The sequence below is a fragment of the Arthrobacter sp. BK1 genome (assembly GCF_056680055.1).
In genome coordinates, this window is sequence record NZ_CM155263.1 from 3067511 (window position 1) to 3083913 (window position 16403).

The following is a 16403-nucleotide window of genomic DNA, read 5'->3' on the forward strand; positions in this document are numbered from 1 at the left end:
CCAATAGACTTGACCGGTGACTGACTCCACGCTTTTCCTGGCCGGCAACACCCCCGATGCTCCCCGAAGCGACCTCCCGGACCTGCTTGCAGCGCTCGCCGCGGACCTGCGGCGGGTCGACTACACGCTCGACGGCGTGGCAGGGCTCCTCGGGGAATCGGCCTACCGCGCGCTCAACCGGGACCAGCTCATCCCGGCGCTGCTGGCCACCGAAAGAGCTCTCGAAGGGGAGCGTGCCGGCGGTGACCGTGCCGCCGCGGCGCTCGCCGCCGTCGTCCGTCTCTGGCTCCTGGCTGAACCGCAGGCGCGGGCAACGCTCGACGCCGCCCTGCCGGGGATCGGTGCCGAAGGTCTGGTGGAGCTGGGGCTGGTGGAGCCCGTGCCCGGCTCTGCGGTTGGTGACACTGCAGGGCCGGACTCTTCGGGGCAGGACCTGTTCCAGGCCAAGGCGGATCTACGGCCCTACGGCTGGGATGCGAACGAGGACGGCAGCGGCGGCGCGGAGCTCTGGGTGGCAAGCGACCTCGCCGCCCACCAGCAGGCCGGGGTGCTGCGGCACGATCACGTGCTGGGCATCGGGCAGGCGTCCACCACCCTGGTGCAGACCACGATCCGCCGGCACGTAACCAAGGCCCTTGACCTGGGGACGGGCTGCGGGGTCCAGTCGTTCCACCTCCTCCACCATGCGGAACACGTCACGGCCACTGACATCTCCGCGCGGGCGCTGGCCTTCACACGTTTTAACCTGCTGATGAATGCGGAGGCTCTGCATCTTGACCCGGCACGGCTGGAGGACCGGGTGAGCCTGCGGCTTGGCTCCCTTCTTGACCCTGTAGCCGGCGAGGAGTTTGAGCTCGTGATCTCCAACCCGCCGTTCGTCATCACGCCCCGGACCCTCGGCGAGGAAGCATCCGGGCAGTTCACCTACCGGGACGGCGGCCTGCCCGGTGATGACATCGTGTCCTCGCTGGTCCGGGACCTTCCGTCGGTGTTGGCCCCGGGCGGAACAGCCCAGCTATTGGGCAACTGGGAGATCCCGGCGGGTGCGGCCTGGGCCGAAAGGCCGCAAGGCTGGGCCAGTGCGGATACGGATGCCTGGTTCATCCAGCGCGAGCAGGTTGGGCCGGAGCAGTACGCCGAAACCTGGCTGCAGGATGCCTCCGAATCCCGCGACCGCCAGCACTATAAGGACGCCTACGCTGCCTATCTGGCGGATTTCGCGTCCCGGAACGTGGCGGGAATCGGCTTCGGGATGATCTGGCTGCGACGGCCACCCGTCTCCGGGCCTGACGCTGCCCCCATCAGCCGCTTCGAGGAAATCACCTACCCCATCGAGCAGCCCATCGGACCGCACCTGGGCGCCGCCGTCGAGCGTTCCGATTGGCTGGCCGCCAACAGTCTGGCGGGCGCGCACCTGCTCGTGGCCGACGACGTCACAGAGGAACGCCATCAGCGCCCCGGCGCCGACCACCCCGGTGTGATCCTGCTGCGCCAGGGCGCCGGCCTGCGCCGCACCAATTTGCTCAGCACGGAGCTGGCCGGTTTTGTCTCCGCGTGCGACGGCGACCTGTCCGTGGGGCAGATTATCGGAGCCCTGGAAGCGCTGCTGGGCGGGAGCCTTGCGGGCGAGGAAGGGTTCGACGGCGAGGCGTTCCGGAGCGGTCTGCTCACCGAAGTTGCCAACCTGGTCCGCGACGGTTTCCTGCTGCCGGCGGAACTTTCAGAGTAGCCGGATGGGGGCCGCGGAAAGGCCGTGATCGGAGCGCCGGGACGGTCCAAACTACCCCGACGTTTTCCACATGAATGCGCACTATTGACCAAAATATGGTGAACTAGGCCAATATGGGCTCATCTGCCCCAGCAACCTTTTTCTGTAGGAGCACCGTGCCAAGCAAGGCCAAAACAGGCAAGAAACTCGTGATTGTGGAGTCTCCGGCCAAGAGCAAGACCATCGCCAAGTACCTCGGCGAGGGCTTCATCGTCGAGGCCTCCATTGGTCACATCCGGGATCTGCCGCAGCCGTCCGAGCTCCCCGCAGAACTGAAGAAAACCTCGGTGGGCAAGTTCGCCGTCGACATCGAAAACGACTTCAAGCCGTACTACGTGGTCTCCGCCGACAAGAAGAAAAAGGTGACCGAGCTCAAGGCCGCGCTCAAGGACGCCGACGAACTTTATCTCGCAACCGATGGGGACCGCGAGGGCGAGGCCATCGCGTGGCACCTGCTGGAAGTACTCAAGCCCAAGGTCCCGGTGTACCGGATGACGTTCGGCGAAATCACCAAGGAAGCCATCCAGCGCGCCATGGGCAACCTGCGCGATGTTGATTCGGCCCTGGTGGACGCCCAGGAAACCCGCCGCGTGCTGGACCGCCTCTACGGCTACGAAATCTCCCCCGTCCTGTGGCGCAAGGTGGCGCGCGGCCTGTCCGCCGGCCGCGTCCAGTCCGTGGTCACCCGCATGGTGGTTGACCGGGAACGCGAACGCATGGCGTTCAAGGCTGCCTCCTACTGGGATCTGACGGGCCAGTTCGGCGCCGGATCCGGTTCGTTCAAGGCGAAGCTTGCTTCCGTTGACGGCGCCAAAGTTGCAAGCGGCAGGGATTTCAACGACGACGGCGTACTCACCGCGCGCAACGCCGCCCACCTGAACGAGGAACGTGCCACCTCGCTGGCCGCCGGTCTCCAGGATGCGGACTTCCGCGTCCGGTCCGTGGACACCAAGCCCTACACCCGCCGGCCCGCCGCACCGTTCACCACCTCCACGCTCCAGCAGGAGGCCGGGCGCAAGCTCCGCTTCTCCTCGAAGAGCACCATGCAGGTTGCCCAGCGGCTGTACGAAAACGGTTACATCACCTACATGCGTACGGACTCCTCGGCGCTGAGTGACGAGGCCGTCACGGCCGCCCGCCGCCAGGCCTCCGAGCTGTACGGCCCCGAGTACATCCCCGCATCACCCCGCGTTTACTCCAGCAAGGCCGCGAACGCGCAGGAAGCCCACGAGGCCATCCGTCCCGCCGGTGACTCGTTCCGCACCCCCGCGCAGGTTGCCAAGCAGCTCTCCGGCGACGAATTCCGCCTGTACGAGCTGATCTGGAAGCGCACCGTCGCCTCCCAGATGGGCGACGCCAAGGGCTCCACCGCCACCATCCGCCTGGGCGCCGTGGCAACTGACGGCCGGGACGCTGAATTCTCGGCTTCCGGTACCGTCATCACGTTCCCCGGCTTCCTTGCCGCCTACGAAGAAGGCAAGGATGAAAGCCGCGGAGACGACGACTCCGAGGAAGCCCGCCGGCTGCCGAACGTCGCCAAGGACGATGCCTTGACGGCGTCGGACATCGTTGCCGTGGGCCACGAGACGTCCCCGCCGCCGCGCTTCACCGAAGCCTCGCTCACCGCTGAGCTGGAGAAGAAGGGCATCGGCCGCCCGTCCACCTACGCCTCCACCATCTCCACCATCCAGGACCGCGGCTATGTCCGGAAACAGGGTTCCGCGCTGGTGCCCAGCTGGATCGCGTTCTCCGTGATCCGCCTGCTCGAGCAGCACTTCCACGACTACGTTGACTATGAGTTCACCGCGGACATGGAAGGCGACCTGGACAAGATCGCCAACGGCCAGGCCGTCGGTTCGGCGTGGCTGAAGCACTTCTACTTCGGTGAAGACGCAGATCCCGGACTCTTGAGCATCGTCAACAACCTGGGCGATATCGATGCCCGGGAAATCAACTCGATTCCCATCACGGATGAGATCACGCTGCGGGTGGGCAAGTTCGGCCCGTACCTCGAAAGCTCCGCTGCCGTGGTGGATCCGAAGACCGGCGAAATCGTGGAGAACTCGCGCGCCAACGTGCCCGAGGACCTGGCTCCGGATGAGCTGACCGCGGCGAAGGCCATCGAGCTGATGGAGACGGCTGCACCGGAAGAACGCGTTCTGGGTGCCGATCCGCACACCGGCCACACCGTCGTCGCAAAGAACGGCCGCTACGGCGCCTATGTCACCGAGGTCATCCCGGAGATGACCGAGGAACAGATCGCCAACCAGCCGGTTGAGTACTACAAGAACGGCAAGCCCAAGCCGCCGAAGAAACCCGTCAAGGCCAAGCCGCGCACCGGGTCACTGTTCGCGTCCATGACCGTCGACTCGGTCACCCTGGACGAGGCGTTGCAGCTCATGAGCCTGCCGCGGGCTTTGGGCGAGGACGCCGAAGGCAACCTCATCACGGTACAGAACGGCCGGTTCGGCCCGTACCTGAAGAAAGGCACGGACTCCCGCTCGATCGGCTCTGAAGAGGAAATCTTCACCATCACCCTGGAGCAGGCCTTGGAGATCTACTCCCAGCCCAAGCAGCGCGGCGCCCGCGCCGCGGTGCCGCCGCTGGCAGAGTTCGGTCCGGATCCGGTGTCCGAGAAGAACATCGTGGTGAAGGAAGGCCGCTTCGGTCCGTACATCACCGATGGCATCACCAACATTACGGTGCCCCGCGCCACCTCGCTGGAGGAACTGACCCGGGAACAGGCCGTTGAACTCCTGGCAGAGAAGCGTGCCAAGGGACCCGTCAAACGAACGACGACGGCGCGCAAGGCTCCGGCGAAGAAGAAGGCCACAGCCAAAAAATAGGTGCCGGGTGTTCGGTCGAATTGCGCCGGCGTCTGGGACGTGGTCGAGTAGAGGTATGACTGAACAGCCCGCTACAGCCGATACCACGCCGCTGAACGACCTCGAAGAGAAGCTGGCCCAGGGCGGACAGCCCGATGCCAGCCCGGTGGACGTCATCCTGTCCTTCCTCAACAGCGAGGTCTACGTCATCAGCACCGACGGCATCGAAGGGGAGGACTCCCAGGTGGAGCCCCTCGTGCTGGCGAACGCCGACGGCGATCCTGTCCTTGCCGTGTTTTCCCACCCCAGCCGGGTGGACGGGCAGTACCTCGAGGCGGCCCCGAATGTCCTTGGCACCCAGGGCGCTGCCATCATCGCCAACATCGGCGACGAGCTGGGTATGGTGATCAACCCGGGCGCCGCGTTTGGCTTCGAGATCAACCCGGAAGGCGTTGCCAACATCAAGCGCGACTTCAAGCGTGCTGACGAAGCACCCGACGGCGCCCCCGGGGACCCCTCCGCCAACTGACATCTGCGCGCTCGTTTGGGTTTGACGGGCCGCTGCGGGGAATAATGGCAGGATGCGGCTAGGCGTCCTCGATATCGGGTCCAATACTGTCCACCTTCTCCTGGTGGATGCCCACCCTGGCGCGCGCCCGGTACCTTTCGCCTCGCACAAGCGGCCGCTCTCCCTGGTCCAGTACCTCGACGCCGATGGCAACATCACTGACGAGGGGCAGCACGAGCTGACCGAGTTTGTCCTGGAAGCCTGGGAGTTCGCCGCCAAACACAAAGCCGACGATCTGCTGGCTTTCTGTACCTCGGCCATCCGTGAAGCCACCAATGGCCCGGCAGTCCTGGCCCGTGTTAAGCACGAGACCACTGTTACCCTCCAGGAACTGACCGGCAGCGAAGAAGCGTCCATGACCTTCTTCGCTGTGCGGCGCTGGTACGGCTGGGGAGCGGGTCCTATCCTGAACCTCGACATCGGAGGTGGCTCCTTCGAAATGGCGTTCGGCCAGAACGAGCTGCCTGAGGTGGCCACCTCGGTCCCGCTCGGCGCCAGCCGCCTCACCCGGGACTGGCTTGCCGAGGACCCGCCGTCGGCCAAGAGCGTCAAGGAACTCCGGCGCTACATCCGCGCCACACTGGCTCCTGCCGTGAGGCAGTTCGACGGCCTGGGACGGGCGAACGTGGTTGCAGGTACGTCCAAGACTTTCCGCTCCCTCGCCAGAATCGCCGGGGCAGCCCCCAGCGCGTCGGGTCCCTATGTGAAGCGTGCGTTGCACGGCACGGATCTGGGTGTCTGGGCGCAGCGCATTTCCGCCATGAAGTCCGAGGACCGGCTGTACTTGCCCGGCGTGTCCGAAGCCCGTGCACAACAGGTGCTCGCCGGGGCCCTGGTGGCGGAAGCTGCCCTGGAGATGTTTAAGTTCAAGAAGATCAAGATTTGTCCCTGGGCACTGCGCGAGGGACTGATCCTGCGCCGGCTCGACCAACTCGTTTTCGCCAATCCCTTGAACGGGAGCCAGCACATCGCACCCGCGCGGCAGCCCGTCCAGGCCGCGCCTGCCTGATCCGCGCAGATCCGCGGTGGATAGGTCAACGGCGTTAAAAGCGAAAGCACCGGCGCTGCCAGCAGGAAAATGGGGGAAAACCTGCTGCAACCACCGGTGCCTCGGGCAAACATCCCCATGCTTGCCGCATCACTCGCACCCTCAATGAGGTAATAACTACGTTAGGCCGCCAAGTTGTGTGCAACCTGCGGCGAACATGGGAGTCCGCTGTGAATGTGTTTTAGGGGGTTCCCGCTGTGCGGGTCCGGTTTCGGCAGCCCAAGACGAACTGCCATGATGGACCCATGAGCAACCGAATCGCCTTCCTGGGCTGTGGATCCATGAACGAAGCCATCCTTTCCGGACTCGTCAAGGCCGGAACCGACCCCGCAGACATCGTGGCCACCGTCAGGCGGGCGGAGCGCGCGGAGGAGTTGGCGGTACGGCATCACGGCATCACCGCCATCGCGGGGGAGGAGGAGCCGGACAACAACAAGCAGGCAGCCAAGGGCTCCGCCGTCGTGATTCTTGGCGTCAAACCGGTAGGCATTCAGGAACTCGCGCGGGAAATCAGCGGTTCACTGTCCCCGAAGACCATCGTCGTCAGCGTTGCCGCCGCCGTCTCCCTGGCCCAGCTGGAAGCGGCCCTCCCGGCCGGGCAGCCCGTGATCCGGAGCATGCCCAACACTCCAGCCAAGCTGGGCCGCGGAGTCATTTCCGTCTCACCCGGAACCCACTGCACCCCCGAGCAGCTCCAGCAGGCCAAGGACGTCTTCCGCGGCGCCGGAACCGTTGTGGAGGTGCCCGAGGAACAGGTTGACGCGGTCTCGGCCATCAGCGGCTCAGGCCCGGCCTATGCGTTCTACCTCGCCGAGGCCATGGCGGCGGCCGGTGTCGAGCTGGGCCTGGATGCGGAGCTGTCGGTGCTCCTGGCCCGCGAGACAGTCGCGGGAGCCGGCCTCATGCTGGCTGAGCCGGGCGCCGATCCAGCAGCCCTGCGCAAAGCCGTGACCAGCCCCAAGGGCACCACGGAAGCCGCCATCGCCACGTTCAACGAGCAGGGCCTTCCGGCCATCATCGCCGCCGGCGCCCGCGCGGCAACGGAGCGGGCAGCGGAGATCACCAGGCAACTAGGCTGACCTGGGCCCACGACCGCAGGGTTCCCTGGCCGAGCTTGCGAGGCTAGGGCGCGGTTGGGGACTACGGCCGGGCGGCGAACCGTTCCAGCAGGTCCACGTGGCCGGACACAATAAGCATGTCGCGTGCGGACACTTTGGTCTCCGGGCGCGCGTAGGTGAAGTCCTCGCCGGGGGACTTGACGCCCACAATGGTGACGCCGTACTTGGAACGGACCTTCGACTCATCCAGGGTGAAGCCGACTGTTTCGCGCGGCGGGTACATCTTCACGATGGCGAAATCGTCGTCGAACTCGATGAAGTCCAGCATGCGCCCGGATACCAGGTGCGCGGCCCGGACGCCGGCGTCGGCCTCGGGGTAGATCACGTGGTTGGCACCGATCCGGGTGAGGATCTTGCCGTGCGAGGGGGTAATGGCCTTGACCCAGAGGTGCTCGATGCCGAGGTCCACCAGGTTCACGGTGATCAGCACGGAGGATTCGATGGACGTTCCGACGCCGACCACGGCCGAGGAGAACTCCTGGGCGCCGAGCTGACGCAGGGCATCGATGTTGGTGGCATCCGCCTCCACCACGTGGGTCAGGAGCGGTGCCCATTTCTGCACGAGGGTGCGGTCGCGTTCGATCGCCAGCACCTCGCGGCCCTGTTTGACCAGCTGCTCGGCCGTGGAAGAGCCGAAGCGGCCCAGCCCGATCACCAGCACCGGCGCATTGTGGGCGGGGCGGTTGGGGGCGCCTGGGGAATTAGCCAATGATGGGCCTCTCTTCCGGGTAGTGGTACAGCTGGCTGCGCTGGCGCAGGGCAAGGCCGGCGGCGAGGGTTACGGTGCCCACACGGCCGGCGAACATCAGGGCAGTAAGGACGTAAACGCCCGACGGCGGCAGCTCGGCACTGAGATTCGTGCTCAGCCCCACCGTGGCAAAGGCGGAAATGGTTTCGAAGAGCACCCGGTCCAGGGACGCGCCGCTGATCTGCAGGAGCAGGAACGCGGAGACGGAAACCAGCGTTGCGCCGGCCACGATCACGGAAATAGCCACCCGCATGGCGCCCTGGGGGATGGTCCTGCCGTAGACCTTGACGTCCGCGTCGCCGCGGGCCTCGGCAACGATGGCAAGGAACATCACCGCGATGGTGGTGACCTTGATGCCGCCTGCAGTGGACGCCGAGCCGCCGCCGGCGAACATCAGCGCGTCGGTGAGCAGCATGGTGGTGGACTCCATGTGGTTCTGGTCCACCAGGTTGAAGCCGCCGGACCTGGTCATGACGGAGGCAAACAGCGAGTGGGTGATTTTGTCGCCGAACTCCATGTGGCCGATGGTCCGGACGTTGTCCCACTCCATCAGCCCCCACAGGAAGGTGCCGGCGAACAGGAGGATAAAGGACACCTGGATGGTCAGCTTGGTGTGCAGGTTCCATTTCTTCCAGTTGAGCCCGTTCTGCTGCAGGACCATGACCACGGGGAAGCCCAGGCTGCCCAGGAACACGCCCAGCATCAGCGGAACCAGGATCCAAAGATCTGTCTCGTAGGGCACGATGCCGTCGGAATGCGGGGTGAAGCCGGCGTTGTTAAAGGACGAGATCGCGTAGAAGATGCCGTGCCATACCGATTGCCAGAACGGCTCGCCCAGCGTCAGGAACCGCGGAACCAGGACGATGGCAAGGGCGCCTTCGATCACCACGGAGGTGGTGATGACGATTCGCAGCAGCGTACCTACCTCACCCAGCCGCCCGGCGTTGTTCATGGCTTCCTGCGCGATCAGCTTGCCGCGGACGCCAAGCCTTTTGCTCACCATCAGGGCCAGCAGGGAGGCGAGCGTCAGGGTTCCCAAACCGCCCACGAAGACGCCGATGAGGATGACCAGCTGGCCGAAGAATGACCAGTGCACCGCCGTCGAAACGACCGTCAGGCCGGTGACGCACACGGCTGAAACCGCCGTGAACATGGCCTGGTGCAGGGGTGTGGCCGTACCGGTGGCGGAGGAGACGGGCAGCGAGAGGATGAACGTGAACACCAGGCAGACCGCGGCGAAGACAGTCAGGGCGAGCCGGGCGGGCGAGGTGTTGGCAATGTCGTCGATAAAGTCGCGCAGCCGCGCGAACATCCACAGGCCTTCGTGCTCCGGTGCCGCGGGGTGCCAGGGGGCCGGGATCCGGGGCCTCGTCTGGCGTTGGGACATGGGTGGCTTTTCCTCGGTTGAAACTGTTTCCTCCAGTAGTAAACCACTAATGCCCGCGTAATGGCCGGGCCTGCCCGGCGGCGGAACCGGGTAGCCTGTGATTGATGACATATCTGCCCGGTCTCAGCCAGCCCGCACCTCCGACGACGGTGGTGTGGAATTCTGCCATGACCGCCTACAATTTCGGTCCCGGCCATCCCATGGCGCCCGAGCGGATGGACCTCACCGCACGCCTGGCCAGGAGTCTGGGCCTGTTCGATCTGGGTCACGTTACCATTGCCGCTCCGGAGGTAGCCTCCGACGCCGAACTGGAGTCGGTGCACTCTCCTGAGTTCGTCGTAGCCGTGCACCGGGTCAGCGAGGATCCCTCCACACCCGATGAAGCGCGTGGCCTCGGCACCGATGATGACCCCGCGTTCGCCGGCATGCACGAAGCCGCCGCGAGGCTGGCCGGAGGATCGCTGCTTGCTGCCTCGGCCATCCTGGACGGCACCGCCCTCCATGCTGTGAACTTCGGCGGCGGCCTGCACCATGCCGCCCGGGAGCGGGCCAGCGGGTTCTGTATCTACAACGACTCCGCGCTGGCCATCCAGAGACTGCTCGACGGCGGCCTCCCGCGCGTGGCATATATCGACATCGACGCCCACCACGGGGACGGAACGCAAAGCATCTTTTGGGACGATCCCCGTGTGCTGACCATTTCCATCCATGAATCAGGGCTAACGCTTTTCCCCGGGACCGGCTTCGCCAATGAGATCGGCGGTCCTGCGGCCGAGGGTACGTCCGTTAACGTGGCACTTCCGTCCGGGACGGGGGATGCCGGCTGGCTTCGCGCCTTCCACGCGGTGGTACCGCAGCTCATAGGAGCCTTCGATCCGGCTGTGATCGTCAGCCAGCACGGCTGCGACTCGCACCGCCATGACCCCCTTGCCCATCTCCAGATCAGTGTGGACGGCCAGCGCGAGGCCGCCACGGCCATCGGAAACCTTGCTGCCCGGCATTGTGACGGCCGCTGGATCGCCACCGGCGGAGGCGGCTACAGCGTGACCGACGTCGTTCCGCGCTCGTGGAGCCACCTGATAGCCATCGCAGCGGGGCGGCCGGTCCCGCTGCGGACTGAGGTGCCAGAGGACTGGCGCGCGTATGTGCTGGCGAAATTCGGCCGGGACGCCCCCCGCCTGATGGGCGACGATGTGGAACTCTGGTGGCGGTCCTGGGAGGTCGGATTTGATCCGAACGACGCCGTGGACCGGACTGTCATGGCCACCCGCAAGGCAGTATTTCCGCTGCACGGACTGGATCCCTGGTTCGACTGACTTCCCCGTCCGCCAATACCGGTCAGTTCCGGTCTGCCGGCGAAATAGTTGATGCCTTGCGGCGTATATGTCGCTAGGGTGGGAGGCATGGTGACAGACGACGTATTTGCCGTCATTGCGGAAGCAACCCGGCGCGATATCTTGGTATCCCTTCGCACAGGGGACAAGGCGGTAGGAGAGCTGGTGGAGGAACTGGCGGCGAGCCAGCCCACCATCTCCAAACACCTGAAAGTCCTGCGGGAAGCCCAGCTTGTCAGCATGCGGGCACAGGGCCAGAAGCGCTACTACGCGCTGAACCGCAAGCCCCTCGAAGGTATTGCGAGCTGGCTGGAAACGTTCGACGTCGGCCCGGCCGCCCCCGTCGCCGGCTCACCCGCCGCCTCGCCTGAGGCCGGCAGCGCACACGCCGCTGCAGCGCCGGTTCCGCCGGACGAAGCACTGACCGCTGTGCTGGAGCGCGAAGGCGCAGAGTTGAGCCCCGCCGTCGTGATTCCAGGCGGAACGTCAGCGCCGCTCAGCGACGACACCGTGCCGCAGCAGATCGGCCGCACCGTGGGGCGCGCAGCCACCAAGGCGGCCGACCTGCTGGCCAATCTGCCGAAGTTCGGCCGGAAAAAGTAGCCTCCGCTACTTGCCGAGCAGGCGGACGTGCTCCGGAGTCAGTTCGGAGATTTTGCTGACACCCAGGAGCGCCATGGTGCGGGCCATGTCCTTCTCAAGGATCTGCAGCGCGCGGTCCACACCTGCCCTGCCGCCGGCCATCAGGCCGTAGAGGTAGGCGCGGCCGATCAGGGTGAAGTCGGCACCCAAAGCCAGTGCAGCCACAATGTCCGCGCCGCTCATGATGCCGGTGTCCAGGATGATCGCGGCGTCGGAGTTGTCCTTGGTGAACGCATCCTTGACCTCGGGCAGCAGGTGGAACGGGATGGGCGCACGGTCCAGCTGGCGGCCGCCATGGTTGGAAAGGACGATGCCGTCGGCGCCGTGGTCCACCACTTTGCGGGCGTCCTCAACGGTCTGGATGCCCTTGACCACGAGCTTGCCCTTCCAGGTTTCACGCAGCCAGTCCAGGTCCTCGAACGTCAGGGTGGGGTCGAACATCGAGTTGATCAGGTCCGCCACGGTTCCGGTGTAGCGGGAGAGCGAGGCGAACGTCAGCGGCTCGTGCGTGAGGAAGTTGAACCACCAGGCCGGGCGGTAGGACGCGTCCAGCACGGTCTTGACGGTCAGCGCCGGCGGGATGGTCATGCCGTTGCGGACGTCGCGGAGGCGGGCACCGGCCACTGCGGTATCCACCGTGACCATCAAGGTGTCATTGCCGGCCTTGGCGGCGCGTTCGATCAGTTCCAGCGAGCGGTCGCGGTCCGTCCAAAGGTAGAGCTGGAACCAGTTGCGGCCGTTTGGGGCGGCTGCGGCGACGTCCTCGATGGAGGCGGTGCCCATGGTGGAGAGCGTGTAGGGGATCCCGGCGGCTTCGGCAGCCTGCGAACCGGCGTATTCGCCTTCGGACTGCATCATACGGGTGAAGCCGGTGGGGGCGATGCCAACGGGCAGGCGGGAGGGCTTGCCCAGAATCTCGGTGCTCAGGTCGATGCTGGAGACATTGCGGAGGATGCCGGGCCGGAACTCGATGTCCAGGAAGGCCTGGCGGGCGCGGCGCAGGGTGATCTCTTCTTCCGCGGCGCCGTCGGTGTAGTCAAAGGGCGCCTGGGGTGTGCGGCGCTTGGCGATGTCGCGCAGTTCCCAGATGGTGCTGGTGCGCTTGAGCCGGGCTTCCTTGCTGAATTCCGGCTTCTTGAACTGCATCAGCGGGGCGAGGTCTGCGTACTTGGGGATGCGGCGCTTGAGCGCGGCGGGCACGGCCGGCGCTGCGGGGCGTGGTGCGGGGCTTGCGGCGGGGAGATCCGCGGCGTCCGGGGCCGGGGTGATCTCGGGGTTGTTCGGCTGGATCGTGTGGGTCATGGCTTCCTCCGTTGGCTGGCCGGCGCAGTTAGCAGCCGCTGCTGTGGTCTAACCACACTGTAGGCTATGTGGTCCAACCACATCAAGTAGCATTGCCGTATGCGCACCCACCAACTTGTCCTGCACTGGATCGAGGGCCAGCTCTCCGAGGGCAAACTGGCCGTCGGAGGGCGGCTTCCCGCTGAACGTACCCTTGCCGAGCAGCTGAAGGTTTCCCGAACTTCGGTGCGCGAGGCGATCCGCATCCTGGAGGCCATGGGCATTGTCCGTGCTGGCGTCGGGTCCGGTCCCGAGGCTGGCACGGTGGTGATTTCAGACCCGGCGGCGGCGCTTGGCTCGGCATTGCGGCTCCACGTTGCCACGCAGCACCTCCCCGTGTCGGACATCGTGGAGACGCGCGTCTTACTGGAGTCCTGGGCGGTGGCCCGGGCCAAGGCTGACGCCCCGGAGCTGGAACGTGCCGCCGCGCTCCTTGACGAGATGGACGCCGTCGGACCTGCCGACAAAACCGCGGACGATTTCCTGGCCCTGGACGTCCGGTTCCACCTTGCCCTGGCCGATGCCGCGGGCAACGCCGTAGTCAGCGCCATGATGGGCTCGCTGCGTGAATCCATCCAGGGCTACGCTGCCAGGTTGACCGGCAATCTCCCGGACTGGGACGCAACAGCGGCCCGCCTCGGGGCTGAGCACCGGGAGATCCTGGCGGCCATCCGGAACGACGACGGCGAACGGGCGGCCAAGCTGGTGGCTGCCCACATCGAGGGGTACTACCGGGAGGCCGGCGTCTAGGTTATCCGGATAACGGCTCCGCGCCCCTGGCCCTCGCCGTGGGCGGCTAACTGTGGGCGGCTAACCGTGGGCGGCGGAGCGGGGCGCCTTGGCCGGGCCGCTGCTGGCCCGGATCTCCAAGCGCGGCTGGTAGCGGCTGCCCGGTGCATCGTTCTCTTCCTTGCGGATCAGTGCACGCAGCTGGTGCCATGCCTGCTGGCCGAGCTCGGTGATGGGCACGGCAGCGGTGGTGAGCGTTGGCGTGGTGTAGCGGGCAAACGGGATGTCGTCGAAGCCCGTGACGGAGATGTCGCCGGGAACATCCACCCCGCGCTCGTGGAGCCCGCTCATCAGGCCCATGGCCACGAGGTCGTTAAACGCAAGAATGCCGGTGGCGCCGCTGTCCAGTACGGCATCCACGGCTTCATGCCCGGTGTCGAAGTCCGAGCCGCCCTCGAGCATCAGGACCTCCACCTGCGGGTTGGCTGCCTTGAAGGCTTCCAGGCCCTCGAGCCGGAGCCCGTTGGAGGCGCTGCGGGGCGGGCCGGCCAGGAACGCCAGGCGGGTGTGGCCCAGTTCCACGAGGTGCCCTGCGAGGTCCTGCACTCCCTGCCCGTAATCCACCACCAGGCTGGGGACGTCCGCAGCTGTTGTGGTCCGGTTGATCAGCACCAGAGGGTGCAGCGAGGGGACTATTTCCTCAAGTTCGGCATCGCTCATGCGGGGGGCGCACAGAACCAGGCCGTCGCACCTTCGGCGAGCCTCACCCGCAAGGATGGCTTCCTCGCTGGACACCTCGAAGGAATCGGCGATCAGCACACGGTAGCCGTCCTGGGCCGCCGCCCGGCTCAGTCCGCGGAGGATGGCCTGGAAGGTGGGGTTGGCCAGGTCCGGGACAACAATGCCAATGGTGTCCGTTTTTCCCAGCGCGAGGCTGCGGCCTACCGGGTTGGGCTGGTATTTGAGTTCGGCCGCCGCTGCCCTGACGCGCGAGGCAATCTCCGGATCCACGGTGAAGTTGCCGTTCATCACGCGGGACACGGTGGCGTGCGAAACGCCGGCCTTCACCGCTACTTCCGCGATGCCAATCCTGCCGGTTGCCGATCTCCTGACCATGGCCTGCCTTTCGTAGGTCCCCCGGGCCATTCTGCCGCCAGGGGGCTGGCGATGTTCACAGCAGAAGGCGGTGTCGTGGGAAAAGCATATAACGCCGCGGGAAAGCGATTTCTACCGATGGTCCCTGAGATCGGCAGGTTCTTGCAGACGGAACCCAGAAAACGCTTACTCGCACAGAGGACAAGGGTTGACGGGACTGCGGTGGTCTTGGTACAAATCATGTAACGAAGCGAGAAAACGCTTTCTCGCGTGAGTTCCGGAAACTGATCCTGCGCACCACCTCCAACGGCCACCACGCGGCCGGGTTTTGAGCTTTCGAAAGGGACCCCTCATGGTCAAAACAGCCGAATCGAGTTCTGCTACCGCTGCCGGCACGTCCAGCCTGCTGCAGCCGGGCGCACGAACCAAAGCACGCATCGCCCTCATCGGCACCGGCGGACGCTCCGAGATGTACATCCGTGCCATCTTCGGAAAGCACTCGGACACCGCGGAACTGGTCGCCTTCTCAGACGTCAACCCCGGCCGTGTGGAGTTCTACCAGAAGCTCATCCAGGAACTCGGTGCGCCGGGCCCGGTCGCCTCCTTTGACCCCGCAGACCTGACCGCGTTCATCCAGGCCAACAACATCGACCGCGTCGTGGTGACCACCCCTGACTACACCCACGCCGACTACATCGTCGAGGCACTCAAGGCGGGCGCCGACGTCGTCGTCGAAAAGCCGCTGACCATCGATGCCGAGGGCTGCCGCCGCATCACCAAAGCCGTGGAGGAGACGGGCCGCAACGTGGTGGTCACGTTCAACTACCGGTATTCGCCGCGGAACAGCGCGCTGAAGGAAATCATCCAGAGCGGCGTGATCGGCAAGGTCACCTCCATCGATTTCAGCTGGGTCCTGGACACTGTCCACGGCGCCGACTACTTCCGCCGCTGGCACCGCGAAAAGAAGAACTCCGGCGGCCTGCTGATCCACAAGGCATCCCACCACTTCGACCTCGTCAACTGGTGGATCAACGACGTTCCGGAGCGGGTGTTCGCATCCGGTGGGCTCAAGTTCTACGGCGACAAGAACGCCGCCGAACGCGGACTGGGCCCGCGTCCCGAGCGTGGAACGCCCGACGCCGGCACCCCGGCCGCCGCCGAAAAGGACCCCTTCACGCTGGACCTCCGCGAGGACGAGCGGCTCAAGGCCCTCTTCCTGGACAACGAACACTACGACGGCTACCGCCGCGACCAGGACGTCTTCACCGGCGGCATCACCATCGAGGACAACCTGGCACTCGTGGTGGAGTACCAGGGTGGACCTCGCCTGAGCTACTCCCTAAACGCCCACAGCCCGTGGGAGGGCTACCGGGTGGCCGTCAACGGTACCGAAGGCCGTGCTGAACTCGAAGTGGTGGAGCGCGCGTCCGTCCTGAACAGCACGGACAAAAAGACCGTCGTTGACCCGAGTGCCACCCCCATCGAGGAAGAGGACGCCGTCCGCCGCAACGGTGAACGCCTAGTGGTCCAGCGCCACTGGGAAGCGGCCTACGAGGTGCCCATCGTCAATGGCGAGGGCGGCCACGGCGGCGGCGACGAACTCCTCCTCTCGGACCTCTTCAACGGCCCGGGCGAGGACCCGCTGGGCCGCCCGTCCGGTTACCTCGACGGCCTGCGCTCAGTCTCGGTCGGCATCGCCGGCAACCGTTCGCTGGAGTCATCCCTCCCCGTCCGCATCGAAGACCTGGACCTCGGCGCCGACCTTCGCCGTGGCGCCTGAGTCCGTCCCGGACAGTCCAC

At 65.9% G+C, this 16403-nt stretch carries 13 protein-coding genes; 9 read left to right on the top strand and 4 right to left on the bottom strand.

What is annotated here, in order from left to right:
* The first annotated feature begins 16 nt into the window (after positions 1-16).
* The 5 genes from AC1MCA_RS14005 (at position 17) to proC (ending at position 7288) form a co-directional block, all read left to right on the top strand.
* The gene (locus AC1MCA_RS14005) at positions 17-1729 is read left to right on the top strand and encodes a DUF7059 domain-containing protein (RefSeq protein ID WP_479798305.1); all 1713 of its coding nucleotides are present in this window, start codon (positions 17-19) and stop codon (positions 1727-1729) included.
* A 155-nt stretch (positions 1730-1884) separates the two neighbouring features.
* Positions 1885-4614 carry a type I DNA topoisomerase gene (gene topA / locus AC1MCA_RS14010; protein ID WP_479798307.1) on the top strand — a complete coding sequence of 910 codons (2730 nt, stop codon included), beginning with the start codon at positions 1885-1887 and terminating at the stop codon, positions 4612-4614.
* Positions 4615-4669: 55 nt separating this feature from the next.
* Positions 4670-5122: an SseB family protein gene (locus AC1MCA_RS14015; RefSeq protein WP_479798310.1), complete on the top strand. Its 453-nt coding sequence runs from the start codon at positions 4670-4672 to the stop codon at positions 5120-5122.
* 52 nt (positions 5123-5174) lie between these two features.
* Positions 5175-6170, top strand: a complete 996-nt coding sequence (locus AC1MCA_RS14020; protein ID WP_108599539.1) for a Ppx/GppA phosphatase family protein — start codon at positions 5175-5177, stop codon at positions 6168-6170.
* A 284-nt stretch (positions 6171-6454) separates the two neighbouring features.
* Entirely contained in the window at positions 6455-7288 is an 834-nt protein-coding gene (proC, locus tag AC1MCA_RS14025) for a pyrroline-5-carboxylate reductase (protein ID WP_479798315.1), read from the top strand.
* A 61-nt stretch (positions 7289-7349) separates the two neighbouring features.
* Here the strand turns inward: proC and AC1MCA_RS14030 are convergent, their stop codons facing one another.
* A complete protein-coding gene (locus tag AC1MCA_RS14030; RefSeq protein WP_181365185.1) occupies positions 7350-7988 on the bottom strand; it encodes a potassium channel family protein in 639 nt (212 codons plus the stop codon).
* Positions 7989-8028: 40 nt separating this feature from the next.
* Positions 8029-9462: a TrkH family potassium uptake protein gene (locus tag AC1MCA_RS14035; protein WP_479798318.1), complete on the bottom strand. Its 1434-nt coding sequence runs from the start codon at positions 9460-9462 to the stop codon at positions 8029-8031.
* 104 nt (positions 9463-9566) lie between these two features.
* Here AC1MCA_RS14035 and AC1MCA_RS14040 point away from each other — a divergent pair, with 104 nt between their 5' ends.
* Positions 9567-10778 (top strand): acetoin utilization protein AcuC, encoded by a 1212-nt coding sequence (locus AC1MCA_RS14040; protein ID WP_479798322.1) that lies wholly within the window; start codon positions 9567-9569, stop codon positions 10776-10778.
* Between the two features lie 87 nt (positions 10779-10865).
* Complete coding sequence (locus AC1MCA_RS14045; protein ID WP_479798325.1) at positions 10866-11399, top strand: ArsR/SmtB family transcription factor; 534 nt, start codon at positions 10866-10868, stop codon at positions 11397-11399.
* A 6-nt stretch (positions 11400-11405) separates the two neighbouring features.
* Here the strand turns inward: AC1MCA_RS14045 and AC1MCA_RS14050 are convergent, their stop codons facing one another.
* The gene (locus AC1MCA_RS14050) at positions 11406-12740 is read right to left on the bottom strand and encodes an alpha-hydroxy acid oxidase (protein WP_479798328.1); all 1335 of its coding nucleotides are present in this window, start codon (positions 12738-12740) and stop codon (positions 11406-11408) included.
* A 99-nt stretch (positions 12741-12839) separates the two neighbouring features.
* On the opposite strand from AC1MCA_RS14050, the gene AC1MCA_RS14055 reads away from it, so the two are divergent.
* On the top strand, positions 12840-13529 hold the full coding sequence (locus AC1MCA_RS14055; RefSeq protein WP_479798333.1) for a FadR/GntR family transcriptional regulator: 690 nt from the start codon (positions 12840-12842) through the stop codon (positions 13527-13529).
* A gap of 60 nt (positions 13530-13589) precedes the next feature.
* Here AC1MCA_RS14055 and AC1MCA_RS14060 read toward each other — a convergent pair whose 3' ends face one another.
* Positions 13590-14624, bottom strand: coding sequence for a LacI family DNA-binding transcriptional regulator (locus tag AC1MCA_RS14060; RefSeq protein WP_479798336.1), 1035 nt, complete (start codon positions 14622-14624; stop codon positions 13590-13592).
* Between the two features lie 331 nt (positions 14625-14955).
* On the opposite strand from AC1MCA_RS14060, the gene AC1MCA_RS14065 reads away from it, so the two are divergent.
* Positions 14956-16383, top strand: coding sequence for a Gfo/Idh/MocA family oxidoreductase (locus AC1MCA_RS14065; protein WP_479798340.1), 1428 nt, complete (start codon positions 14956-14958; stop codon positions 16381-16383).
* Positions 16384-16403 lie beyond the last annotated feature (20 nt).